The 25287-nt window shown below is 62.7% G+C and carries 14 protein-coding genes, 3 tRNA genes and 3 rRNA genes; 6 read left to right on the top strand and 14 right to left on the bottom strand.

Annotated elements, in window-relative coordinates:
• Nucleotides 1-6 precede the first annotated feature (6 nt).
• The 5 genes from selA to fdnG form a co-directional block, all read right to left on the bottom strand.
• Entirely contained in the window at nucleotides 7-1455 is a 1449-nt protein-coding gene (gene selA, locus OKW38_RS32735; RefSeq protein ID WP_429364942.1) for an L-seryl-tRNA(Sec) selenium transferase, read from the bottom strand.
• 46 nt (nucleotides 1456-1501) lie between these two features.
• On the bottom strand, nucleotides 1502-2503 hold the full coding sequence (gene fdhE, locus OKW38_RS32730) for a formate dehydrogenase accessory protein FdhE (protein ID WP_429364941.1): 1002 nt from the start codon (nucleotides 2501-2503) through the stop codon (nucleotides 1502-1504).
• Nucleotides 2504-2626: 123 nt separating this feature from the next.
• The gene (locus tag OKW38_RS32725; protein WP_429364940.1) at nucleotides 2627-3283 is read right to left on the bottom strand and encodes a formate dehydrogenase subunit gamma; all 657 of its coding nucleotides are present in this window, start codon (nucleotides 3281-3283) and stop codon (nucleotides 2627-2629) included.
• Nucleotides 3280-4203 (bottom strand): formate dehydrogenase subunit beta, encoded by a 924-nt coding sequence (gene fdxH, locus OKW38_RS32720; RefSeq protein ID WP_090808548.1) that lies wholly within the window; start codon nucleotides 4201-4203, stop codon nucleotides 3280-3282. Before fdxH ends, OKW38_RS32725 begins: the two co-directional genes overlap by 4 nt.
• Before the next feature lie 9 nt (nucleotides 4204-4212).
• The gene (gene fdnG / locus OKW38_RS32715; RefSeq protein WP_143037238.1) at nucleotides 4213-7281 is read right to left on the bottom strand and encodes a formate dehydrogenase-N subunit alpha; all 3069 of its coding nucleotides are present in this window, start codon (nucleotides 7279-7281) and stop codon (nucleotides 4213-4215) included.
• Between the two features lie 248 nt (nucleotides 7282-7529).
• Here fdnG and selD point away from each other — a divergent pair, with 248 nt between their 5' ends.
• From selD to OKW38_RS32695, 4 genes are all read left to right on the top strand, one after another.
• The gene (gene selD / locus OKW38_RS32710; RefSeq protein WP_429333005.1) at nucleotides 7530-8588 is read left to right on the top strand and encodes a selenide, water dikinase SelD; all 1059 of its coding nucleotides are present in this window, start codon (nucleotides 7530-7532) and stop codon (nucleotides 8586-8588) included.
• A 116-nt stretch (nucleotides 8589-8704) separates the two neighbouring features.
• A complete protein-coding gene (gene mnmH / locus OKW38_RS32705) occupies nucleotides 8705-9772 on the top strand; it encodes a tRNA 2-selenouridine(34) synthase MnmH (RefSeq protein WP_429364939.1) in 1068 nt (355 codons plus the stop codon).
• Between the two features lie 25 nt (nucleotides 9773-9797).
• Nucleotides 9798-10853 carry a permease gene (locus OKW38_RS32700; RefSeq protein ID WP_429364938.1) on the top strand — a complete coding sequence of 352 codons (1056 nt, stop codon included), beginning with the start codon at nucleotides 9798-9800 and terminating at the stop codon, nucleotides 10851-10853.
• Between the two features lie 36 nt (nucleotides 10854-10889).
• On the top strand, nucleotides 10890-11024 hold the full coding sequence (locus OKW38_RS32695) for a hypothetical protein (protein WP_143037237.1): 135 nt from the start codon (nucleotides 10890-10892) through the stop codon (nucleotides 11022-11024).
• 76 nt (nucleotides 11025-11100) lie between these two features.
• On the opposite strand, the gene dhaL is transcribed toward OKW38_RS32695, so the two are convergent.
• The 4 genes from dhaL to OKW38_RS32675 form a co-directional block, all read right to left on the bottom strand.
• Nucleotides 11101-12804, bottom strand: coding sequence for a dihydroxyacetone kinase subunit DhaL (gene dhaL / locus OKW38_RS32690; RefSeq protein ID WP_429364937.1), 1704 nt, complete (start codon nucleotides 12802-12804; stop codon nucleotides 11101-11103).
• A gap of 283 nt (nucleotides 12805-13087) precedes the next feature.
• Nucleotides 13088-13164: transfer RNA gene (locus OKW38_RS32685), tRNA-Val, on the bottom strand.
• A 78-nt stretch (nucleotides 13165-13242) separates the two neighbouring features.
• Nucleotides 13243-14733, bottom strand: coding sequence for a M81 family metallopeptidase (locus OKW38_RS32680; protein ID WP_429364936.1), 1491 nt, complete (start codon nucleotides 14731-14733; stop codon nucleotides 13243-13245).
• On the bottom strand, nucleotides 14730-16058 hold the full coding sequence (locus tag OKW38_RS32675; protein WP_429364935.1) for a Zn-dependent hydrolase: 1329 nt from the start codon (nucleotides 16056-16058) through the stop codon (nucleotides 14730-14732). The genes OKW38_RS32680 and OKW38_RS32675 overlap by 4 nt, the downstream gene beginning before the upstream one ends.
• A 396-nt stretch (nucleotides 16059-16454) precedes the next feature.
• Between OKW38_RS32675 and OKW38_RS32670 the strand changes: the two genes are divergently transcribed.
• The gene (locus OKW38_RS32670) at nucleotides 16455-16916 is read left to right on the top strand and encodes a hypothetical protein (protein ID WP_090808528.1); all 462 of its coding nucleotides are present in this window, start codon (nucleotides 16455-16457) and stop codon (nucleotides 16914-16916) included.
• A gap of 178 nt (nucleotides 16917-17094) precedes the next feature.
• On the opposite strand, the gene rrf is transcribed toward OKW38_RS32670, so the two are convergent.
• The 5 genes from rrf to OKW38_RS32645 all read right to left on the bottom strand — a co-directional run bounded on the left by rrf (nucleotide 17095) and on the right by OKW38_RS32645 (nucleotide 22477).
• A 5S ribosomal RNA gene (gene rrf, locus OKW38_RS32665) occupies nucleotides 17095-17208 on the bottom strand.
• A 227-nt stretch (nucleotides 17209-17435) separates the two neighbouring features.
• Nucleotides 17436-20317: ribosomal RNA gene (locus OKW38_RS32660) — 23S ribosomal RNA — on the bottom strand.
• Nucleotides 20318-20663: 346 nt separating this feature from the next.
• Nucleotides 20664-20739, bottom strand: a tRNA-Ala gene (locus OKW38_RS32655).
• A 53-nt stretch (nucleotides 20740-20792) separates the two neighbouring features.
• A tRNA-Ile gene (locus tag OKW38_RS32650) sits at nucleotides 20793-20869 on the bottom strand.
• A gap of 75 nt (nucleotides 20870-20944) precedes the next feature.
• Nucleotides 20945-22477, bottom strand: a 16S ribosomal RNA gene (locus tag OKW38_RS32645).
• The 16S, 23S and 5S rRNA genes sit together here with 2 tRNA genes alongside, the layout of an rRNA operon.
• 721 nt (nucleotides 22478-23198) lie before the next feature.
• Between OKW38_RS32645 and rpoD the strand changes: the two genes are divergently transcribed.
• Complete coding sequence (gene rpoD / locus OKW38_RS32640) at nucleotides 23199-25193, top strand: RNA polymerase sigma factor RpoD (RefSeq protein WP_184068954.1); 1995 nt, start codon at nucleotides 23199-23201, stop codon at nucleotides 25191-25193.
• Nucleotides 25194-25287: the final 94 nt, after the last annotated feature.

Below are 25287 nucleotides of genomic sequence, written 5' to 3'. Positions count from 1 at the left end.
CGTCCTTCAGTTGCTTTTCGGTTGCGCGATCAGCTGTGCGATCAATTGCGCTTCGTCGGCGGCTTCGAGGCAGCGCAGATCGAGCCGCAACGCGTCGTCCGCGATCCGGCCGAGCACCGGCCGCGCCATCTCGCGCAACTGCTTTTCGAGCGCGAGCAGATGACGGCCGCCGCGCTTGCCGTCGCTCATCCTGATGACGAGGCCATAGCTCGGCAGCACGTCGACGGGCAATGCGCCGCTGCCGATCTGGCTGAACATCGGCTCCGCGGCCACGCTGTAGCGCGCGTTGATCGCCTGCTGTAGCGCCGGTAACACGCGCTGCGCGGCGCCGTGAATATCTTCGGCGGGCCGCGTGAGGAGCCGTAGCGTGGTCAGCCGCTCCGTCAACTTCTCCGGCGCGCGATACAGCTGGAGCACAGGCTCCAACGCCGCGAGTGTCAGCTTGCCCACCCGCAGTGCGCGCTTCAGCGGATGCTTCTTGATCTTCGCGATCAGATCGCGCCGCCCGACGATCAACCCGGCCTGCGGGCCGCCGAGCAGCTTGTCGCCGCTGAACGTGACCAGATCGGCGCCGGCCGCGACGGTCTCGCGCACCGTCGGCTCGCGCGGCAAGCCCCATTCGGCGAGATCGACGAGCGTGCCGCTGCCGAGATCGACGGCGACCGCAAGCCCGCGCGCGTGCGCGAGCGGCGCGATCTCTTCGATGCCGACTTCCTTCGTGAAGCCACTGATCGCATAGTTGCTCGCGTGGATTTTCATCAGCAGCGCGGTACGCGCGTTGATCGCCTGTTCATAGTCCTTCAGATGGGTGCGGTTCGTCGTGCCGACTTCGCGCAGCTTCGCGCCCGCGCGGCTCATGATGTCGGGAATGCGAAACGCGCCGCCGATTTCGACGAGTTCGCCGCGCGACACCACCACTTCCTTCTTCGCCGCGAGCGCGGAGAGCGTGAGCAGCACCGCGGCGGCGTTGTTGTTGACGATGGTCGCCGCTTCGGCTCCGGTCAGCTCGCAGATCAGATCGTCGATCAGATCGTCGCGGTCGCCGCGCGTGCCGGTGGCGAGATCGAACTCGAGGTTGGCCGGTTGCGTGAGCGCGCTCATCACCGCGCGCACCGACTCATCGGGCAGCAGCGCGCGGCCGAGGTTCGTGTGCAACACGGTGCCGGTCAGATTGAACACGCTGCGCAGCCGCGACGCGTTACGCGCGAGCAGCGCCGCGGCGACCGTCGCATGCAGCTGCGCGGTATCGAGCGCGCTCACCGCCGGGTTGGCCGCCGCATCGCCCGATTGCGCGCTGATGCGCCACGCATCGAGCGCGTCGCGCAGCGCGTTGAGTACCTGGGTGCGGCCGTATGCGCCGATGAGCGGCACGAACTCTTCCGACGCCAACACCTTGTCCACCGACGGCACGCGCGCCATCAGCGCGCGCAATGCCGAGCTGCTCACATCGCTCACGAGCAATCCTTATGTCGTTTTGAACTTGGCTCCGGTCAGGTCGCCGTCAGGCCGACTCGTCGCCCTCCGGTTCGGCCGCGCCGGCCGTCTGCTCCGGCCACAGCCATGGATGCGGCGACGCGCGCCGGTAACCTTCCGCGCCCATCAGCAGATCGAGCGTGAGGCTCGCGAGGTCGTCCGCGAATGGATCGAACTCGTAGTCCTTCGCCTGGATGCCGATCTTGCGGTAAGTATGGCATTCGTCGCACGACTCCGCCTTCAGCGCGGCGTTTTTCGATTCGGCTTCGCGCGCGGCTGCGTCGGCGTCGGGCGAGCCGGCTACCTGGTACGCGATGCCCTTCGTCGAATCGCAGTTCGAGCATTTGCTACGGACCATATGCCATTCGGTCGCGCACAATCCGCATTGCAGATAGCGATAGTTGTCGTACGCGCCGCCGATGCGCAGCGTGCTCGCCACCGGATGCGAGCCGCACACCGGGCACAGGCCCGGTGTGTCGAGGTACGGTACGGCGCGCTTGTCGATGTCGGCGGCGAGGTCGGTCCATACGACCTGCAGCGCGGCCATGATGAACGGCGCGCTCGCCAGCTCGACGTCGGCGAAGCGCTGCGCGAAGATCGCGTCGGCCTGCGCTTCGAGCGCGGCGACGTCGAGCGAGCGCAGGCGCGCGAACAACGCCACGAGCGGCGGCGTCAACGGGGGAGCCGCCGCTTCGATCCTGTCGAGCAGTTGTAGCAGCACGTCGCGCCACGCCGGATCGCGCGCGCCGGACAGCGCCGGAATCAGCGGCATCGAATACTGCTGCGCGCTCGCGATCAGCTCGGGGCTCGGTGGCTGGGCCTTGAAGTGCGCGAGCACCGCCTGCTGCGCATCGGCGAGCGCCGCCATCAGCCGCAGGTAGCCGGCGATCGGATTGCCGCGCGAGGCGAGCTGACGCAGGCGCGCGGCGCGCGGCGCGAACACCGCGAGCCGCTCGGGCATGCGGATGCGGGGTATTGCCGAGGGATCGAGCGACTCGATGTCGGCGGCTTCGAGAATGCGTTGAGTCAAGATATCGACCTCTGAAAACTGAAAGGCCGCCGCCCGTCATCGACGAGGCGCGGCGGCCCGGTGCGAGGGGCGCTGCGTCCAGTGCATTAGAGTCCGCATCGGAGCAGCGTCTATGGAGCGTATTTACTTGCCGATGATTTCCCTGAACCAGTTTGGATGATGCTTACGCGCCCAGCCATAGGTAACGGTGCCGCGCGTCATCGCACCTATGGAGCCCTTGACCCACAGCGCCGCATAGATATGCACGATGATGCCGACGATCAGCAGGAATGCCGTCACGGCATGCACGAGCGCCGAGAGCCGGATCACACCAATCGGGAAATAGAACGAAAAGTAGCGCCGCCAGATCACGATGCCGCTCAGCAACAGCAGCAGCATACAGATCACCATCACGAAGAACAGCAGCTTCTGCCCGGCGTTGTACCTGCCGATTGCGGGCAGGCGTTCCTCGCGATTGTTCAGCACGTCGCCGATCTGCTTCATCCACTGGATATCCGCCTGGTCCAGATAGTTGTGATGCCAGAAGCGCAACGCAAGAATCAGGAACGAGATGAACATCACGCAGCCGATGAACGGGTGCAGAATCCGCGTCCACTGCCCGCCGCCGAGTACCGCGTACAGAAACGCCATCGACGGATGGAACAGCGCGAGACCGGACAGCGCAAGCAGGATGAAACAGATCGCGGTGATCCAATGATTCGTGCGCTCGTTCGGCGTATAGCGCACGATCAGTCGGTTGCCCTTTACGTCCGTGAAGTCGGTGTGCTCAGAGTGGTTCATTGCCTACCCTCCCGCGAACGGCGTGCTTCTTCGGCTTCCTTGACGGCTGCGGCTTCGTCGGCCTCGGACACCTCGTTCGGGCCGACGCGCGTGTAGTGGAAGAAGCCCGCGAGCGCGGCGATCCCCATAATGGCGAGCCCGATCGGCTTGGCGATGCCCTTCCACAACGAGACCAGCGGACTGATGCGCGGATCGTCCGGCAGGCCGTGATACAGCGACGGCCGGTCGGCGTGGTGCAACACGTACATCACATGCGTGCCGCCGACCTTGTCCGGGTTATACAGGCCAGCGTTCTGAAAACCGCGCTCCTTCAGATCGACGATGCGGTCCTCGGCCTGCTGCTTCATGTCCTCCTTGGTGCCGAACATGATCGCGCCGGTCGGGCAGGTCTTCACGCACGCCGGCTCCTGGCCGACCGCCACACGATCCGAACACAGCGTGCACTTGTACACGCGGTGATCCTTCTTCGACATACGCGGGATGTCGAACGGGCAGCCGGCGATGCAGAAGCCGCAGCCGATGCAGTTCTCCTGGTGGAAATCCACGATGCCGTTCGTGTACTGCACGATCGCGCCCGGCGCCGGACAGGCCTTCAGGCAGCCCGGGTCCTCGCAGTGCATGCAGCCGTCCTTGCGGATCAGCCATTCGATATCGCCGGCGGAATTCTCGTACTCGGCAAACCGCATGACGGTCCACGAATGCTCGGTGAGATCGGGCGGGTTGTCGTAGACGCCCACGTTCACGCCGATCTCGTCCCGCAGATCGTTCCACTCCATGCAGGCCGTCTGACACGCCTTGCAGCCGATGCACTTCGACACGTCGATGAGCTTCGCGACCGTGCCCGTGGCCGGCTCGCGAATCACCGGCGGCTGCGTGGTGGTGGCCGAAACGCGTCTGATGTCCAGTGATTGCAGTGCCATCTCTTTTCCTTATGCCTTTTCGACCTTGACGAGGAACGACTTGAATTCCGGTGTCTGCGAATTCCCGTCGCCCACCGGGGGCGTCAGCGTATTGATGAGATAGCCCGGCCTCGCGATCCCTTTGAAGCCCCAATGGAGCGGCAGCCCGACGGTCTGCACCTTCTTGCCCTCGATCATCAGCGGTTTGATCCGCTTCGTCACGACCGCGACGGCCACCAGGTGCCCGCGGTTCGAGCTCACCTTGACCCGGTCGCCGGCTACCACGCCGATCTCCTTCGCGAGGTCTTCGCCAATCTCGACGAACTGCTCGGGCTGGATGATCGCGTTCAGACGCGCGTGTTTGGTCCAGTAGTGGAAATGCTCGGTCAGACGATAGGTGGTCGCCGTATGCGGGAAGTTCTCGTGCGTGCCGAACGTGGCCTTGTCGTCCGGGAACACGCGCGCCGCAGGATTGCTGACGACCAACTTGTTGTCCGGATGCAGCGGGTTGTAGCCGAGCGGCGTTTCGAACGGCTCGTAGTGCTCGGGGAATGGCCCTTCCACCAAAGCTTCGCGCGCGAAGAAGCAAGCCACGCCTTCCGGATTCATGATGAACGGATTCATGCCGTCTTCGGGCGGCTCGTCGACCTTGAAGTCCGGAATGTCGGCGCCCGACCACCTGCTGCCGTTCCACGCGATCAGCTTGCGCGTCGGATCGAACGGCTTGCCGCTGAGATCGCACGACGCGCGGTTGTACAGAACCCGCCGGTTCACCGGCCATGCCCAGGCCCAGTTCAGCGTGTTGCCGATGCCGGTCGGGTCCGAGTTGTCGCGGCGGCCCATCTGGTTGCCCGCCTGGGTCCACGCGCCGCAGAAGATCCAGCAGCCGCTCGAGGTCGAGCCGTCGTCGCGCAGCAGCGCGAAACTCGCGAGCTGCTCGCCCTTCTTCGCGAGCACCTTGGTCGTGTCCTTCGGATCGGTGACGTCCGCGAGCGCCTTGCCGTTGTACTCCATCGCGAGTTCTTCGGGCGTCGGGCTTTCCGGGTTCGCATACGGCCAGCTCATGTTCAGGATCGGATCGGGATACTTGCCGCCGTCCTTGCGATAAGCGTCGCGAATACGCAGCCACAGCCCGGCCATGATATCGAGGTCGCTCTTCGCTTCGCCGGGACCGTCCGCGCCCTGCCAATGCCACTGCAGCACCCGGCTCGAACTAACGAGCGAGCCGCGTTCCTCGGCGAAGCAGGTGGTCGGTAGACGAAACACCTCTGTCTGGATCGAGCCGCTGTCGACGTCGTTTAACGGGCCGTAGTTCTTCCAGAACTCCGACGTTTCGGTCGCGAGCGGATCCATGATCACGAGCCACTTCAGCTTGGCCAGCGCCGCGCCGTTCTTCGCCTTGAACGGCGCGGCGGCAAGCGGATTGAAGCCCTGCGCGATGTAGCCGGTCATTTTGCCCTGATTCATCAGCTCGAAGACCTGCAGCAGGTCGTAGGACTTGTCGAGCTTCGGCAGATAGTCGAAAGCGAAGTTGTTGTCGGCGGTCGCCTTGTCGCCCCACCACGATTTCATGAAGCTCACGTGGAACGCGCGATAGTTGCGCCAGTAGCTTAGCTGGTTCGGCCGCAGCGGCTGTTTGGCGCGCTTCGCGATGTAGGCGTCGAAGTCCTGCTCCGCTTCCATGGGCAGCGTCATGTAGCCCGGCAGCAGGTTCGACATCAGGCCGAGATCCGTCAGGCCCTGGATGTTCGAATGGCCGCGCAGCGCGTTCATTCCGCCGCCCGCGATGCCGATGTTGCCGAGCAGCAGTTGCACCATCGCGCCGGTGCGGATGATCTGCGAGCCGACCGAGTGATGCGTCCAGCCGAGCGCGTACATGATCGTGGCCGCGCGGTTCGGCACCGACGTCGACGCAAGCATCTCGCACACGTGCTGGAACTTCTCCTTCGGCACGCCGCAGATTTTCTCGACCTGCTCGGGCGTGTAGCGCGAGTAGTGTTGCTTCATCAGCTGATAGACGCAGCGCGGGTCCTGCAGCGTCGGATCGACCTTGGCGAAGCCGTCGTCGCCGCGCACGTAGTCCCACGAGGCCTTGTCGTAGCTGCGCGTGTCGGCGTGGTAGCCGGAAAACAGGCCGTCCTTGAACGCGAAATCCTCGCGCACGATGAACGGCACGTCCGTGTAGTTCTTCACGTACTCGTGCTGGATCTTGTCGTTCGTCAGCAGGTAGTTGATCACCCCGCCGAGGAACGCAATGTCCGTACCGGTGCGGATCTGCACGAAGTAGTCCGCGACCGACGCCGTACGCGTAAAGCGCGGGTCGACCACGATCAGACGCGCCTTGCGGTGCGCCTTGGCTTCGGTGACCCATTTGAAACCGCATGGGTGTGCCTCGGCCGCATTGCCGCCCATCACGAGAATCACGTCCGCGTTTCTGATGTCGACCCAATGGTTCGTCATCGCTCCACGGCCAAACGTCGGGGCAAGACCTGCCACCGTCGGGCCATGTCAGACACGCGCCTGATTGTCGAATCCGAGCATGCCAAGACTGCGAATAGTCTTGTGCGTCAGATAACCCACCTCGTTGCTGCCGGCCGATGCCGCGAGCATGCCGGTAGTCAGCCAGCGGTTGACCTTCTTGCCGTCCGCGGTCGTCTCGACGAAGTTCGCGTCGCGGTCTTCCTTCATCAGCTTCGCGATGCGGTCTAGCGCGTCTTCCCACGAGATGCGCTTCCACTCGCTCGCCCCGGCCGCGCGGTACTCGGGATAGCGCAGACGGCTCGAGCTATGGATGAAGTCGATCAGGCTCGCGCCCTTCGGGCACAGCGTGCCGCGATTGACCGGATGGTCGGGGTCGCCCTCGATGTGGAAGATGCTCGTCTTCACATTCTTGGCCTCGTCGCCAAGACCGTACATCAGGATGCCGCAGCCCACCGAACAGTAGGGGCAGGTGTTGCGGGTTTCAGTCGCACGCGACAATTTGTACTGACGGACTTCGGCCAGCGCGGGTGTCGGCGAGAAGCCCATCAGGGCCAGGCTCGATCCGGCAAGTGTCGTGGCAGAGACCTTCAGGAATTGTCGCCGAGTCATTTGCGTCATTGCATGGCCTCGGCTCTTTTGGGGACAAAATTGATTATAGATGCCGTTTCGCGACATGCAGCATAGTGCATTCGCCACCCCGGTAGATGGGGCATGCGAAAGTCACTTGAAAGGGGCCGTTTATCGCTCGGCAAAACGGGGGTCGAAACGGGTTCGGCATAGAGCCGGTTTGTGCCCGTGCCGACGCTGCACAGGGTGAAAACAACCCTCATAATGCGGTCATTCGACGAACCCCAACTCTCGCCCCCATGACCCAAGTCCAAGCAAGCCAGTCGCCCCGCCTGACGAGCCTGTCGCACGGCGGCGGCTGCGGCTGCAAGATCGCGCCCGGCCTGCTCGCCGATCTGCTCAAGCGCAGCGCGCCGCTGCCATTCTTCCCCGACCTGCTGGTCGGCAACGACACCGCCGACGACGCCGCCGTCTACAAGCTCAACGAAGACCAGGCGATCGTCGCGACCACCGATTTCTTCATGCCGATCGTCGACGATCCATTCGACTTCGGCCGCATCGCCGCGACCAACGCGATCTCCGACGTCTACGCGATGGGCGGCAAGCCGATCATGGCACTCGCGATCGTCGGCATGCCGATCAACGTGCTGCCGCACGACGTGATCGCGGCCGTGCTGAAAGGCGGCGAATCGGTCTGCGCGGAAGCAGGCATCCCGCTCGCGGGCGGCCATTCGATCGATTCCGTCGAGCCGATTTACGGCCTCGTCGCGCTGGGCATCGTCGATCCGAAGCGCGTCAAGCGCAACGCGGGCGGCCAGGCCGGCGACGTGCTGATCCTCGGCAAACCGCTCGGCGTCGGGATTCTGTCCGCGGCATTGAAGAAAGACCGGCTCGACGAGGCCGGCTACGCGGCAATGATCGGCGCGACCACCAAGCTGAACCGGCCGGGCGCCGAGCTGGCGCGGCTCGACGGCGTGCATGCGCTGACCGACATCACCGGCTTCGGCCTGCTCGGCCACACGCTGGAACTCGCACGCGGCTCGAAGCTGACCGCGCGTGTGCGCTACGCGGACCTGCCGTGGCTGCCGAACGTCGCGAGCCTCGCGCAAGCAGGCATTTTCACCGGCGCATCGGGCCGCAACTGGGATGCCTACGGCCACGACGTGGTGCTGCCCGCCACCTTGCCGTCCGCCGGCCGCGCGTTGTTGACCGATCCGCAGACGTCGGGCGGCCTGCTGGTGTCGTGCTCGCCCGAAGCGTTAGACGAAGTGCTCGCGCTGTTCCGCGCCGATGGCTTTGCCGACGCACGGGTGATCGGCGAGCTGGTGAGCGGGGAAGCGCGGGTCGAAGTCATCTGAGGTAGGCGGCCGAAGGACGTCACTGGAGAACCCGGGAAGGACGCATATAACCGGCCCGAACGAGCCGCCCATGCGATAATTTCGGTCTTCCCGCGGTCCGTTTTGTCCCTACTCCCTTGAAAAGTCTTCTAGTCAGCCTCGACAAAGCCGGCGATTTCGATGAAATCGTCGACGTTCGCACTCCGCTAGAGTTCGAGGAAGACCATATTCCGGGCGCGACCAACGCGCCAGTGCTGAGCAACGAGGAACGCGTGCTGGTCGGCACGACCTACACGCAGGTGTCGCCGTTCGAGGGCACGCGGCTCGGCGCGGCGTTGGTCGCGCGCAACATCGCGCATCATCTGGAAACCACGTTCGCCGACCGGCAGCGCAACTGGCGCCCGCTGATCTACTGCTGGCGCGGCGGCAAGCGTTCGGGCTCGGTCACGACGCTGTTCAACATGATCGGCTGGTCGGCGCGGCAGCTCGACGGCGGCTACAAGAGCTACCGGCGCGCCACGCTGGAGAGGCTCGAAACCCTGCCGCGTCGTTTCAGCTATATCGCGCTCGTGGGCCCGACCGGCAGCGGCAAGACCCGGCTGCTGTCGGCGCTGCATGAGGCCGGCGCGCAAACGCTCGACCTCGAGGCGCTCGCCGCGCATCGCGGCTCGCTGCTCGGCGCGTATGCGGGCGTGGCGCAGCCGTCGCAAAAGCGTTTCGACACGCTGCTCGTCACCGCGCTGCGCGACTTCGACGTGAACCGGCCGGTGTTCGTCGAGGCGGAAAGCCGGCGCATCGGCTCCGTCACGCTGCCGCTCGCGCTGCTCGAAACGTTTCATCGCGGCGCGTGCGTCGAGGTGCGCTCGAGCAGCGAGGACCGCGCGGCGTTTCTTTTGCAGGATTACGCGCATCTGTTCGAGCATCCCGATTACTTCAAGGGACAGCTGGAACGGTTGATCGGTCTGCACAGCCGCGAGCGGGTCACGGGCTGGCTGCGGCTCGTCGACGAGAACCGGCGCGCCGAGCTCGCGCGCGAACTGATCGAACGGCACTACGATCCCGCATACGCGCGCAGCAGCGGCCAGCATTTCGAGCAGTTGCCCAACTCGCTGCAACTCGATTTCCGCCCGAACGACGCCGACATCGTCGAGCAGGCGAAAACGCTGCTCGCGCAGCTCGATACCCGCACGCTAGTCGTCGGTTGATCCACAACGACATTCAACAACCATCATGCAATCAACCCTTCGGCAACCCCGCGTCACGCTTGGCTGGATCGTGTTCCTGCTGATCGCCGTCGTCGGCCTCTTCTATGTGAAGTGGTTTCCGTACTACAACCGCGCGTTCGTCGCCGCGAGCCAGCATTCGATCGGCAAGTCGATCCTGATGGGCACGTCCGCGAGCGCGCCGGCGGCCTCATGGCAGGCCGCGATCGACTTCGCGCTCGCTTACGGCAAGGCAATCTGGCAGGCGATGGTGCTCGGCCTGCTGCTCGGCTCCGCGGTACAGGCGCTGATTCCACCGCAATGGGTCGCGCGCGCTCTCGGCCGTGCCGACTTCAACAGCGTCGTCAAAGGCGGCCTGATGTCGTTGCCGGGCATGATGTGCACCTGCTGCGCGGCGCCGGTCGTCGCGGGCCTGCGCGCGCGTGAAGCGGCGCCGGGCGCGGCGATTGCTTTTTGGCTCGGTAATACCGCGCTGAATCCCGCTACGCTGATCTTCATGGGCTTCGTGCTCGGCTGGCAGTGGATGGGCCTGCGCCTCGCGCTCGGCATCGTGATGGTGCTCGGCCTTGGCTACGTCGTGAATCGCATGGTCACGCCACAGGAAGCGCAAGCGTCGCGAGAGGCCGTCGCGCAACTGGTCAGCGCCGACGATCCAGGCACCGCGTTCTCGCGCTGGATCACGATTCTGGGGCGCATGACGCTGCGGCTCGTGCCCGAATACATCGCGCTCGTGCTGATTCTCGGCGCGGCGCGCGCGTGGCTGTTTCCGCACATCGGCCCGGACGTCGACAACAGCCTGCTGTGGATCATCGCGCTGTCGATCGCCGGCACGCTGTTCGTGATTCCGACCGCGGGTGAAGTGCCGATCATTCAGGCTATGCTGTCGTTCGGCATGGCCGCCGGCCCCGCCGGCGCGCTGCTGATGACGCTGCCGCTCGTCAGCGTGCCGTCGCTCGCGATGCTCGCGCGGTCGTTTCCGCGGCGCGTGCTGACGGTGGTGACCTGTGCAGTGGTGGTGGGCGGTGTCGTCAGTGGACTGCTGGCCGTTACGCTGGGCTTCTGAGTCGGTTTTTGAGTTCGAGTCGTAGAAGAAGGAAGCATGAAACGTATTGCCGCATTCGCTGTCACGTGTTGGTCCGCTGCCGGGCTGCTGTACCTTGGACAGCACTCGGTGGCGCTGATCGCACTGAGCGGCGTCGTGGCGTTCGCGGGATTCGATCTCCTGCGGCCGTGACGGCGGCGTAGTTTTTCCCTGCTGCGAAAGTGCGCTCGTCCCTTGCGTTCGCCGTATCGTTCGCGTCCGCCTGCGCCTAACCGGGAAGCGCGTCGCGAATCGCCGCGAGCCACAACGCGACCGCATGCGCGCCCGGGTCCATATGACCGAGCGCGCGCTCGCCGACATAGCTCGAACGCCCGCGCCGCGGATGCATCGATGCGGTACGAGACGTGCCGTCGCATGCCGCATCGACGGTGGCCTGCAATGCGGCATCCGTCGACGCTCCCTGAGCGAGCGCGTCATGCAGCGCGTCGGCAGCGGGCCTCAGCGCATCGACCATCGTCCGATCGCCCGGCCGCGCGCCCCCCAGTTCCATCAACCCATCGACACCGGCGCTGAACGCCGTCGCCCATTGCCGTGCGGTGGTCCCGCCCGACTGTTCGAGCGCGGCCGCCGCGCGCAGCAGCATCACCGCGTACAGCGGACCCGACGTGCCGCCCACCACGCGCCGCAGCGTCGCCGACATGCCGCGCAATACCGCGCCCGGCGTGGTTGCGCACGCGTAGGAATCGAGCTCGAGCTGCACCGCGCGTGCGCCGCGCGCAAGGCTGATGCCGAGGTCGCCGTCGCCGACGCGCTGGTCCATTTCGGTCAATGTCGGCTCGGCTGCCAGCAGGCACTCGCAGACCGCTTCGAGCGCGCGCCGCAGCGTCGCGTCACGCGCGAGCGTCGCGCCGCTCGCGCTTTGCGGCGCGGGTGGCGCCGCACGCACCGCGACCTGCGCGACGCGGCCGCTCAGCGCAGGCCATGCGCTCGTCTGTGAGGCGGCGTCGAGCAGGCTCAGCCGTTCGTCATCGATACGCAGCAGCGTCAGCGAGACGCCGGCCATTTCGAGCGCGCTCAGGAACGTGCCGGCCCACGCGCGCGCGACTGCGATGCCGCGCCCGGCAAGCTCGCGCAGCGCGGCACCAGCCACCACGTTGAGTTCGCTCGGCGGCGTGCCACCCAGATTGTTGACGAGCAGCGCGACGCGCTCGCCCGCCTGCAACGCGAGATCGTCGACGATCTTTGCAAGCAGCTTGCCGACGATCGCGTCGGCCGGCTCCAGCGCGCCGCGCGCCACGCCGGCTTCGCCATGAATGCCGAGGCCCCATTCGATTTCGCCATCGCCCAGCGCGAAGCCCGGCTTGCCCGCGGCCGGCACCGTGCACGGCGTCAGCGCGACGCCCATCGTGCCGAGCGACGCGGCCGCTTCCCGAGCGAGCCGTGCGACCTCGGCCAACGGCAAACCGCGCGCGGCCGCCGCGCCCGCGATCTTGTGAACCAACACTGTGCCCGCGAGTCCGCGACGGCCCGCGTGATCGCCGCTCGCGCTCAGCGCGACGTCGTCGGCGACGATCATCATCTCAACGAGGATGCCCTCGGCGCGCGCGATTTCAGCCGCGAGGCCGAAGTTGAAGCGGTCGCCCGTGTAGTTCTTGACGATCAGCAACGCGCCCGCGGGGCCGACCACCGCGCGTATCGCGTCGAGCACGGCGTCGGTGGAGGGCGAGGTGAAGATCTCGCCGGCTACCGCCGCGCTCAGCATGCCGTGGCCCACATAGCCGCCGTGCGCGGGCTCGTGGCCCGAGCCGCCGCCCGAGATCAGCGCGACCTCGCCGCGCGCGGCCACGGCCTGGGCATCGGCGCGCAAGACGATCGTGCCGCCTTGCAATAGCGAGAGTTGGGGATTGAGCGCGATGAGCCCGTCGAGCATCTCGGGGACCACGGTGGACACATCGTTGATGAGCTTCTTCATTGCGTCAGCTCCGTTGGATGCTGCCGGCATCGCATGATCGAAGATGCGATGGGAACGGTAGTCGGGTCGGCGGCGAAAGCGGAAGGTCTAACTGTACCGCGCATTGTCGAACGACGACGCAACGGCGAGAGCGCGCGTGAATGTGCACGAGCCTCGAGCCACGAGCGGACAACAACAACGAAGGGGACGTGATGCCGAACGGCGAAACTGAGGGAACGACTGGATCGATTTGACAGGACCGTAGACGAAAGCGGAACCGCTTTCGTCTACGTCACAGATGCGTTGGTAGGCTCGATTGGATTCGAACCAACGACCCCCACCATGTCAAGGTGGTGCTCTAACCAACTGAGCTACGAGCCTTTAGAGGCGCGAATTATAGAGACTCAATGCGGACTGCACAAGCCCTTGCCGCGACTTATCGAAACGCATGCATGTCGATCAGTTCGTCGCGGTCCATTCGGTGTGAGGGTCCAATGGATAAACCGGCCGCTTCACGTGCTCGAAGCTGAACAGACCATAGTCCGAACTCGTGACGCCGCGGCTATCGCATTCGACGAGTGCCTCCGCGATCGGCACGAAAACCGGCCGGCAATACATGCGTGATTTGAGCAGCAGAAAACGCGCGCGGCGCGGATCGATGCCGACGCTCTCGAACACGCCGAGATCCCACGGCTCATGCGTTCGTTCGGTCACGACGAGTTTCACCGTGCCGGTGTCGAGCACTGCCGCGCGCCCCATGTACGCGCGCTGGCCGGTGTAGGTCGGGCCGCTGATCACGTATTCGCCGTCGGTCAGCGCGCGCACGACGCCGGTCAGGGCAAGCGGCGAACGCGAAGGCAATGCATCGTTTGTGAGCTTGTTGCCGATCGCGAGCGTGACCCTGCTACCGACGCCCGAGGCCGCCAGGGCCGCGACCGCCTGCGGATCGCACAACGGCCCGCTGACGATGCCTTCGAGGCCCTGCCTCAACGCTTCCTCGAGCAAATCCATCGTGTCGCACGTGCCGCCCGACATGCAGTTGTCGCCGTGATCGAGCATTAGCACCGGTTTATCGGCGGCGCGTGCCAGCGACGCCGCCCGCGCGACCGATTCGGCAAGCGGCGCGCTGCGATAGACAAAATCGTCGCGCTCGTCCCAGATCTGCCGCGCGATGCGCTCGGCGACCGCCTCCGCATCCGCGCGCTCGCCATTGCCCACGACGACGACGCTAATGCATGGCGCTTCGATATCGGCGAGCGAGAAGCCCGCCAGCACCGACACCGCGAGCATGCCGTCGGCCTCGGCGGCGCGCGCGGCATCGAGCGCGCGTTTCATCGCGCCGTCAACGCTCGCGCTGCGCAGCGTGTGCGTGAGCAGCGGCGGCTGACGCCACGCGATCACCGGCTTCGCGTGGCCCTCGATCATGTCGAACAGCAAGCGCGCTGCATGTGCGCCAGTCTCGTACATGTCGACGTGCGGATAGGTCTTGAAGCTGACGATGACGTCGGCGTTGTCGATCATTTTTTGCGTGACGTTGCCATGCAGATCGAGCGCGACCGCGATCGGCGCGTGCGGCAGCGACGCACGCACGCGCCCGAGCAGATCGCCTTCACCGTCGGTCGAGTTCTCGGCGACCATCGCGCCGTGCAGATCGAGCATCACCGCGTCGCAGCCCGTAGCGGCTGCCACGATCGCGTCGCAGATCGTATCGTAGGCGGCGGCGTCGACCGGCCCGCTCGGATTCGCCATGGCGGAGATCGGCGTCACGATTTCGGCATCCACGCGCTCGGCGGCGTCGATGAACGCGGCCATCGCGGTTTGCATGCCCTTGTTTTCGTCGAACGCGGCGCGGCCGTAGCTCGGACCGTTGCGGCCGAATGCGGCCAGCGGGGTCTCTACTGGCGAGAACGTGTTGGTCTCGTGGTTCATTCGTGCGATCAGGACCTTCATGCGCGCATGCTCCCCGTTCTCGACGCCGCGCTCGGCATCACCTGCTGCAGCATATTGCAGCCGGCTTTCAGATGATCGGCGCGCGCGTCCTCGATTTCGTTGTGGCTAATGCCGTCCTTGCAGGGAACGAAGATCATCGCGCTGGGTGCGCCGCGCGCGCGATAGGCGGCGTCGTGGCCCGCGCCGCTGACCACGTCCATCGACGACACACCGTGCCGCTCCGCGCTCTGTCTGACCTCGGCGATCCATTGCGCGGCGAATCGCTGCGGCGGGAAGTAGACGACCTTCTCGATGTCGATAGTGATGGGGGCGTCCAAGCTGCTGCTCGCGCGGGTGGCGGCGGCGTTGATGGCGGCGTTGCCCCCATTGCTGCCCGCCTGCGCGCACGCTGCACGCCATGCGAGGTCCATCGCAGTGAGCGATGCGTCATCGGCTGCGCGCAGGTCGACGCTGAATTTCACGCGGCCCGAAATGACGTTGCGCGAGTTTGAATGCACGTCGAGCCAGCCGACCGTGCTACGGCCATGCGGCGCGTGATGGAGTGCGATACGGTTCACCGCATGGATCGGATCCGCGGCGACGAGCAGCGCGTCGCGGCGCAGCGCCATCGGCCCCGCGTGCGCTTCCATGCCGTGCGCGGTCAGGTCGTACCAGCGCTGCCCGAGCGCTCCCTGCACGACGCCGATGACCTTGTCGTGCGCTTCGAGCACGGACTCCTGTTCGATATGCACCTCGAAATATGCGCCGACAGCGTGCGACTTGCGATGCTCGCCGGCATAGCCGATCGCCGCTAGCGCGTGGCGCACCGCTACGCCGTCGCGATCGCGTTGCGCTAGCGCGTGCTCGAGCGTGAATGCGCCGGCGAACACGCCGGAGCCCATTATCACCGGCAAGAATCGTGAGCCCTCCTCGTTGGTCCACATGGCAACCTCGAGCAGCGCGATGGTCTGCACGTTGGCCTCGGCCAGCGGGCGCAGCACCTCCAGCCGTGCCAGCACACCATAATTGCCGTCGAATTTGCCGCCGGTCGGCTGCGTGTCGAGATGGCTGCCCGTCATTATGGGCGGCAGATCGTCACGCAGCCCCGTCCTCCGCGCGAAAATATTGCCGATCGCGTCGACCGGCACCGTGCGGCCGATCTCCTTCGTCCACGCGATGAACTGATCGCGTGCCTCACGGTCGAGTTCGGTCAGTGCTGGACGGCAGACACCGCGTTTGTCGGTCGCGCCGATCCGCGCGAGCTGCATGAGACAGTCCCACAGCCGCGCGCCGTCGATCCGCAAATCGGCGGGCGTCGAGACAACGTTGGATGAATGAGTCTGCATCGATGCATCCTCGGGTCGAAGACAGCTGGATGGCGCTTGCCGGCGGGACTTGCTCCGTTCCGGCTTGCTGGCCGAGGTTGTTCCAATCGTCATGATAGAGAGGTTTCGCCGAGGTAGATGGCCGGACGCGCGCGAGGTGGCAATGCGGCGCGACGCCTTTCCGTGGGCAAGCATAGAAAGCAAAGCCGCTGGGTTCGTGGGGAGTGAACGGCGCATCGCGGGCGATGCAGGTGCCAATTCGCTCGACGACGGACGCCGCGACGTGCCGGCAATCTGCGCGCAAGTGGCCGCCAGCAAACGTTTTCGTCGAAGGAAGCGGCTAAAACGCAATGAAGGCTCAACCTTTTGCGAAGCGCGCCGTTATTGCATGTGCTCAGGCAAACCCCTCGGATCTCCATGGCACAACCAATTCCTTTCCGCAACACTGGCGCCGCCCGCGCGCGGCATGCCAAAGCCATGCTGTTGCCCATCGCGCGCCAGATCGCCGACGATCTCGCGTTGCGAGTTCATCTGTCGCTCGACGCACTGCGCCGTGGCCTCGGTACGAAGAGCGATGCGCAGACGGTCACGCAGATCATGCTGTTGACCAGCTACCTCGCTGATGCCGGCTTTGGCTCGATGAGCCACGAAGAGCTCCACGCCGCGGACCGCGCCTCGGCGATGATGTTCGACGCAGGTCGGGAACGCAACGAATGGAAACTTGACGAAGCGGGATTCGCGCTCTTTGCATCGATCGCAACGAGCTACGATCGGCAGCTGCATCGCGCTCCGCTTTGGGCGATTACGGAGGCCAGCGAAAGACTCGACTGCTTTATCGCAGGGGGATCCGATCGAGCGCCGGCGCGTAAGCGGGCTTAGCGTGTTTGGAGGAGGTGCTGGCCGGCCGAGCCGGAAGGACATGGATTTTGGACGACCGCGTCGGAAGTCGCCGGGTTACGCGGATGCGTTGCGGATCGGAAAGTAGTGAAGCGCGCAAAGTCGGCCGCGTAAACGCAAAAACCCCACCGCGGCGGGTGGGGTTTCTGACTGGGGGGGAGCCTGACGATTACCTACTTTCACACGGGCAATCCGCACTATCATCGGCGTGGAGTCGTTTCACGGTCCTGTTCGGGATGGGAAGGGGTGGGGCCGACTCGCTATGGTCATCAGGCATGACGGGTTGCTGCGTCGCAGGGCTGGAGTCAACCGGTTGCGCCACAGCCAATCGGGAAGAAGCGTAAAGGATTCGAGTGTGGGGGGTTGTGTTGTTTCTGGCACAACACTGAATCCCAACCGTGCGTTTCTGTGAGCTCCCGCGGGAGGTCACACAAATCCCCTTCGGGGATCGGACCCGCGTAAGTGCTGAAGCACTCACGCGGGTCGAGACACACCTGTTATAGGATCAAGCCTTACGGGCAATTAGTATCAGTTAGCTCAGTACATTACTGTACGTGCACACCTGACCTATCAACGTCCTGGTCTTGAACGACCCTTCAAGGGGCTCGAAGCCCCGGGGATATCTCATCTTAAGGCGAGTTTCCCGCTTAGATGCTTTCAGCGGTTATCTCTTCCGAACATAGCTACCCGGCGATGCCACTGGCGTGACAACCGGTACACCAGAGGTTCGTCCACTCCGGTCCTCTCGTACTAGGAGCAGCCCCCTTCAAATATCCAGCGCCCACGGCAGATAGGGACCAAACTGTCTCACGACGTTTTAAACCCAGCTCACGTACCTCTTTAAATGGCGAACAGCCATACCCTTGGGACCGGCTACAGCCCCAGGATGAGATGAGCCGACATCGAGGTGCCAAACACCGCCGTCGATATGAACTCTTGGGCGGTATCAGCCTGTTATCCCCAGAGTACCTTTTATCCGTTGAGCGATGGCCCTTCCATACAGAACCACCGGATCACTATGACCTGCTTTCGCACCTGTTCGACTTGTCAGTCTCACAGTCAAGCACGCTTATGCCATTGCACTATCAGCACGATTTCCGACCGTACCTAGCGTACCTTCGTACTCCTCCGTTACACTTTGGGAGGAGACCGCCCCAGTCAAACTGCCTACCATGCACTGTCCCCGACCCGGATCACGGGCCAAGGTTAGAACCTCAAACAGATCAGGGTGGTATTTCAAGGACGGCTCCATTGAGACTGGCGTCCCAACTTCATAGCCTCCCACCTATCCTACACAGACCGGTTCAAAGTCCAATGCAAAGCTACAGTAAAGGTTCATGGGGTCTTTCCGTCTAGCCGCGGGGAGATTGCATCATCACAAACACTTCAACTTCGCTGAGTCTCGGGAGGAGACAGTGTGGCCATCGTTACGCCATTCGTGCAGGTCGGAACTTACCCGACAAGGAATTTCGCTACCTTAGGACCGTTATAGTTACGGCCGCCGTTTACCGGGACTTCAATCAGGAGCTTGCACCCCATCATTTAATCTTCCGGCACCGGGCAGGCGTCACACCCTATACGTCCACTTTCGTGTTTGCAGAGTGCTGTGTTTTTATTAAACAGTCGCAGCCACCAGTTTATTGCAACCCTTTCACCCTTCTGGCGCAGGCCAGTCAGGCTATGAGGGCGTACCTTATCCCGAAGTTACGGTACCAATTTGCCGAGTTCCTTCTCCCGAGTTCTCTCAAGCGCCTTAGAATACTCATCTCGCCCACCTGTGTCGGTTTGCGGTACGGTCACTGTGAAACTGAAGCTTAGAGGCTTTTCCTGGAACCCCTTCCAGTTGCTTCGCCACCGAAGTGGCTCGCCTCGCACCCTTGAATTCTGCGCCCGGATTTGCCAAAGCGCCTTCTCCAATGCAAGGACCGGGACTTCCAACACCCGGACAACCTTCCGCGATCCGTCCCCCCATCGCATTTCACAATGGTGCAGAAATATTAATCTGCTTCCCATCAGCTACGCATTTCTGCCTCGCCTTAGGGGCCGACTCACCCTACGCCGATGAACGTTGCGTAGGAAACCTTGGGCTTACGGCGAGGGGGCCTTTCACCCCCTTTATCGCTACTCATGTCAGCATTCGCACTTCCGATACCTCCAGCACACTTTCCAGTGCACCTTCGCAGGCTTACGGAACGCTCTCCTACCATGCACATTACTGTGCATCCGCAGCTTCGGTATATGGCTTAGCCCCGTTACATCTTCCGCGCAGGACGACTCGATCAGTGAGCTATTACGCTTTCTTTAAAGGGTGGCTGCTTCTAAGCCAACCTCCTGACTGTTTTAGCCTTCCCACTTCGTTTCCCACTTAGCCATATTTGGGGACCTTAGCTGGCGGTCTGGGTTGTTTCCCTCTTGACACCGGACGTTAGCACCCGATGTCTGTCTCCCGTGATTGCACTCTTCGGTATTCGGAGTTTGCTATGGCGTAGTAATCCGCAATGGACCCCACAACCATGACAGTGCTCTACCCCCGAAGGTGATACACGAGGCACTACCTAAATAGTTTTCGGAGAGAACCAGCTATTTCCAGGTTTGTTTAGCCTTTCACCCCTATCCACAGCTCATCCCCTAACTTTTCAACGTTAGTGGGTTCGGTCCTCCAGCACGTGTTACCGTGCCTTCAACCTGGCCATGGATAGATCACCTGGTTTCGGGTCTACACCCAGCGACTGGACGCCCTGTTCGGACTCGCTTTCGCTACGCCTGCCCTAATCGGTTAAGCTCGCCACTGAATGTAAGTCGCTGACCCATTATACAAAAGGTACGCCGTCACCCCTTCGCAGAGGCTCCGACTGTTTGTATGCATGCGGTTTCAGGATCTGTTTCACTCCCCTCCCGGGGTTCTTTTCGCCTTTCCCTCACGGTACTGGTTCACTATCGGTCGATCACGAGTATTTAGCCTTGGAGGATGGTCCCCCCATCTTCAGACAGGATTTCACGTGTCCCGCCCTACTTCTCGTACACCCAGTTCTTCCATGCTGTTTTCGTCTACAGGGCTATCACCTGCTATGGCCGCACTTTCCAGAGCGTTCGACTAACAATACAGATAACGTGTACCGGCTGATCCCATTTCGCTCGCCACTACTCTGGGAATCTCGGTTGATTTCTTTTCCTGCGGTTACTTAGATGTTTCAGTTCACCGCGTTCGCCTCACGTAGCCTATGGATTCAGCTACGGATACTCCATTAGGAGTGGGTTTCCCCATTCGGACATCTCCGGATCAATGCTCGTTTGCCAGCTCCCCGGAGCTTTTCGCAGGCTACCGCGTCCTTCATCGCCTGTGATCGCCAAGGCATCCACCACATGCACTTGTTCGCTTGACCCTATAACGGGTGTGTCTCTGTGTCGACCCACGTTAGCGCTTTAGCGCTTACGTGGGTCCCATCCCCGGAGGGGATAGACGCACTCGCTACAGGTTGAGTATTCGTGTTGCGCCGTATTCCAAAGCGATCTCTCGATCACCTTTAAAATACATCGATACAATCACAACCCTGATTCACCTACTCACACACCCATCTCCAGGTATGCTTTCGTGAATCTCTTTACTACTTCTTCCTGATTGTTAAAGAACGGCAGCCGGTATGAAGCCTGTGCCTCATACCGCTCTGACTGGCTCAATCGCCAATGCGCAACGCTCTGCCTTCATGCAGAACCCTGCGCATTGAGGATTGGTGGAGGATGACGGGATCGAACCGACGACCCCCTGCTTGCAAAGCAGGTGCTCTCCCAGCTGAGCTAATCCCCCAGTCCCACAGATAGTCCAGCGGCCCCAGCCCTTCAGCTCACCAGACAAGACACTGGTGGGTCTGGATGGATTCGAACCATCGACCCCCGCCTTATCAAGACGGTGCTCTAACCGGCTGAGCTACAGACCCCTGAGCCTGTCTGCGTTTCTTCTAACCACAGCCGATAAGCGTGAGCACTTGAGTGCAGGGAATGCACAGCTCTGGAAAGGAGGTGATCCAGCCGCACCTTCCGATACGGCTACCTTGTTACGACTTCACCCCAGTCATGAATCCTACCGTGGTGACCGTCCTCCTTGCGGTTAGACTAGCCACTTCTGGTAAAACCCACTCCCATGGTGTGACGGGCGGTGTGTACAAGACCCGGGAACGTATTCACCGCGGCATGCTGATCCGCGATTACTAGCGATTCCAGCTTCACGCACCCGAGTTGCAGAGTGCGATCCGGACTACGATCGGTTTTCTGGGATTGGCTCCACCTCGCGGCTTGGCAACCCTCTGTTCCGACCATTGTATGACGTGTGAAGCCCTACCCATAAGGGCCATGAGGACTTGACGTCATCCCCACCTTCCTCCGGTTTGTCACCGGCAGTCTCCCTGGAGTGCTCTTGCGTAGCAACTAGGGACAAGGGTTGCGCTCGTTGCGGGACTTAACCCAACATCTCACGACACGAGCTGACGACAGCCATGCAGCACCTGTGTTATGGCTCCCTTTCGGGCACTCCCGCCTCTCGGCAGGATTCCATACATGTCAAGGGTAGGTAAGGTTTTTCGCGTTGCATCGAATTAATCCACATCATCCACCGCTTGTGCGGGTCCCCGTCAATTCCTTTGAGTTTTAATCTTGCGACCGTACTCCCCAGGCGGTCAACTTCACGCGTTAGCTACGTTACCAAGCCAATGAAGGCCCGACAACCAGTTGACATCGTTTAGGGCGTGGACTACCAGGGTATCTAATCCTGTTTGCTCCCCACGCTTTCGTGCATGAGCGTCAGTATTGGCCCAGGGGGCTGCCTTCGCCATCGGTGTTCCTCCACATCTCTACGCATTTCACTGCTACACGTGGAATTCCACCCCCCTCTGCCATACTCCAGCGCTGCAGTCACCAATGCAGTTCCCAGGTTAAGCCCGGGGATTTCACATCGGTCTTACAGCACCGCCTGCGCACGCTTTACGCCCAGTAATTCCGATTAACGCTCGCACCCTACGTATTACCGCGGCTGCTGGCACGTAGTTAGCCGGTGCTTATTCTTCCGGTACCGTCATCCCTCACGGATATTAGCCACAAGGTTTTCTTTCCGGACAAAAGTGCTTTACAACCCGAAGGCCTTCTTCACACACGCGGCATTGCTGGATCAGGCTTGCGCCCATTGTCCAAAATTCCCCACTGCTGCCTCCCGTAGGAGTCTGGGCCGTGTCTCAGTCCCAGTGTGGCTGGTCGTCCTCTCAGACCAGCTACAGATCGTCGGCTTGGTAGGCCTTTACCCCACCAACTACCTAATCTGCCATCGGCCGCCCCTTGAGCGCGAGGTCCCGAAAGATCCCCCGCTTTCCTCTCCCGAGCGTATGCGGTATTAATCCGGCTTTCGCCGGGCTATCCCCCACTCCAGGACACGTTCCGATGTATTACTCACCCGTTCGCCACTCGCCACCAGACCGAAGTCCGTGCTGCCGTTCGACTTGCATGTGTAAGGCATGCCGCCAGCGTTCAATCTGAGCCAGGATCAAACTCTTCAGTTCAAACCTGTTACTGTGTTCGGGCTCTCTCGAACCCGGTCGCTCACTCAACGTACTGACGATGATTGATCCGTCTTTCGACAGACAAACCTTCCTCTAATACTGTGTGAGGCTTCTGATACTTCTGCCTGACAGCAGACTCCGGAGAATCCGCCGCCGCATTCCGCATCAAGCGCCCACACTTATCGACTGTTAGTTTTTAAAGATCGGTCCGCCAAACCCGCCGCGCCTGAACCACCACTACCCGGCACCGCTTCGTTTGCGTCGCTGCGTCTGCAGCAGAGAAACGAGATTATGGAGAGCGGTCGACAACACGTCAATACCCTTCTGCGAATTTCTTTTGGGGACAGCATGCGAGGATACGACTCCATATACAGGAAAACGACATGGAGCCCCCTTGCGCAAGGAGCAACTCGCCCCTATCTAGGTTAGGTCGCGCGTATGGCCACGGACTATGCACCTGCGTAGCCTCACGCAATGCCTGCGACAACAGCGACGATGATTTGATGTGCACCCATGAGCGCGAACCCCCAAGCTCGTATATAATGCGAGCCGCGCAAAATTTCGCATGTCCATCGGCCCGCTTCGAGCGGGCTCATCTTTTTTGCTCCCCAGAGCACAGCCCAACAACCGCGTTGAGTCACATCAGGTGATGCTGAGCCCTGCTCGAAACGCCTGACGGTAGCGTCTTGCGTCTCATAGCGAAGCCTCTAGAGGAAATTACGTGAACCCTTTCGATCGCGAAGATTCGCAACACGACACCGCCTTCACTGCCAAAGTTCCGTCCGGCCGTTCGGCCAAAGGCAAGGGCGCCGGCAAAGCGATTCCCGTGGCAGCCGAGCTGCTGCCGCAACAAGCCGAAGAACGCCAGCGCCTGATGCGCGCACTGATCCAGCTGGGTAAAGAGCAAGGCTACCTGACCCACGCGCAGATCAACGACCACCTGCCCGACAACTTCACCGCAACCGCCGCGATCGACAGCATCGTCAGCGCGTTCAGCGACATGGGCGTGCAGGTCTACGAGCAGGCCCCGGACGCGGAAACGCTGCTGCTCAACTCGAATTCCCCCGCCGTGGTGTCGGACGACCAGGCGGACGAGGAAACCGAAGTCGCGCTGTCGACCGTCGACTCCGAGTTCGGCCGCACCACCGACCCCGTGCGTATGTACATGCGCGAAATGGGCGCGACCGAGCTGCTCACCCGCGCAGGCGAAATCGCGATTGCGAAGCGCATCGAAGACGGCCTGCACGAAATGGTGCAAGCGATCGCCGCGTGCCCGCTCGCGATCTCCGCGATCCTCGCGAGCGCGCAGCAGGTTGTCGACGGCGAGCTGCGCATCGACGAACTCGTCGACGGCCTGAATGAAGAGACGGCCGCCGCGGAAGAAGTCGCGAGCGCCGACACGGATGCCGATGAAGACAGCGACGCCGACGGAGACAGCGAAGACGAAGAAGACGACGACGTCGGTCCGGAAGATTCGTCGGCGGCGGACGAAGCTCGCCTGAAGCAGCTCACGAGCGACTGCCTCGAAATCTTCGCCCAGGTCGGCATTCTGTACGACCAGATGAACGCGTCGCACGCGCGCGGCGACGTCACGTCGAAGGCCTATCTGCGCGCACGCGAAGACATTCAGCAGCACCTCGCGAAGATCCGCTTCACCGCACGCACGATCGACCGTCTGTGCGGCGACGTGCAGCGCCAGGTCGCGCAAGTGCGCGCGATCGAGCGCAACATTTTGCAGATCGTCGTCTCGAAGGCCGGCATGCCGCGCGAGAAGTTCATCGAAACGTTCGCGGGCAGCGAGGCCGACCTCGGCTGGACCGAGCGTGCCGCGCGCACCGGCGCGTCGACCTATGGTGCGGCGCTCGAGCGTCACCTGCCGGCCATCCAGTCCGAACAGCAGAAGCTGATCGACATCGAAGCGACGGTGTCGCTGCCGCTCAAGCATCTGAAAGAAATCAACCGCCAGATGGTCGCGGCCGAATCGAAGATGCGCAAGGCCAAGAGCGAGATGATCGAGGCGAACCTGCGTCTCGTGATCTCGATCGCGAAGAAGTACGTGAACCGCGGCATGCTGTTCCTCGACCTGATCCAGGAAGGCAACATCGGTCTGATGAAGGCCGTGGACAAGTTCGAATACCGTCGTGGCTGGAAGTTTTCGACGTACGCGACCTGGTGGGTCCGTCAGGCCGTCACTCGTTCGCTCGCCGATCAGGCGCGCACGATCCGCGTGCCGGTGCACATGATCGAAACGATCAACAAGCTGAACCGCATTTCGCGCGAGATCCTGCAGCAGACCGGCCAGGAAGCGCATCCTGCGGTGCTCGCGGAACGCATGGAACTGTCGGAAGAGAAGGTGCGCGGCATTCTGAAGATCGCGAAGCAACCCGTATCGCTCGAAACGCCGGTCGGCGACGACGGCGATGCGACGCTGGGCGACATGATCGAAGACGCTGGCGTATCGTCGCCGGCGGATGCCGCGATGCAGGCCGACCTGCGTGCCGCGATCGACGACGCGCTCGACTCGCTGTCCCCGCGCGAAGCGAAGGTGCTGCGCATGCGCTACGGCATCAACACTAAGTCGGATCACACGCTTGAAGAAGTGGGCAAGCAGTTCGACGTGACCCGCGAGCGGATCCGCCAGATCGAGAGCAAGGCGATGCGCAAGCTCATGCATCCGAGCCGCGCGGACCGTCTGAAGTCGTTCCTCGACCGATAAGCGTTTGCCACGCTTGCCGTGCGCGCTGCACGGCAAGCCGCCCACATCGTCATACACAAGCAGCGGGATGAACCGGTCGACGGTGAGTCCCGCT

Origin of the sequence: Paraburkholderia sp. MM5496-R1, from assembly GCF_050436205.1 — a bacterium.
In the GTDB taxonomy this organism is placed as follows: Bacteria; Pseudomonadota; Gammaproteobacteria; order Burkholderiales; family Burkholderiaceae; genus Paraburkholderia; species Paraburkholderia tuberum.
Note: the sequence above shows the minus strand (reverse complement) of the source record. Positions and strands in the feature narration are given on the sequence as shown.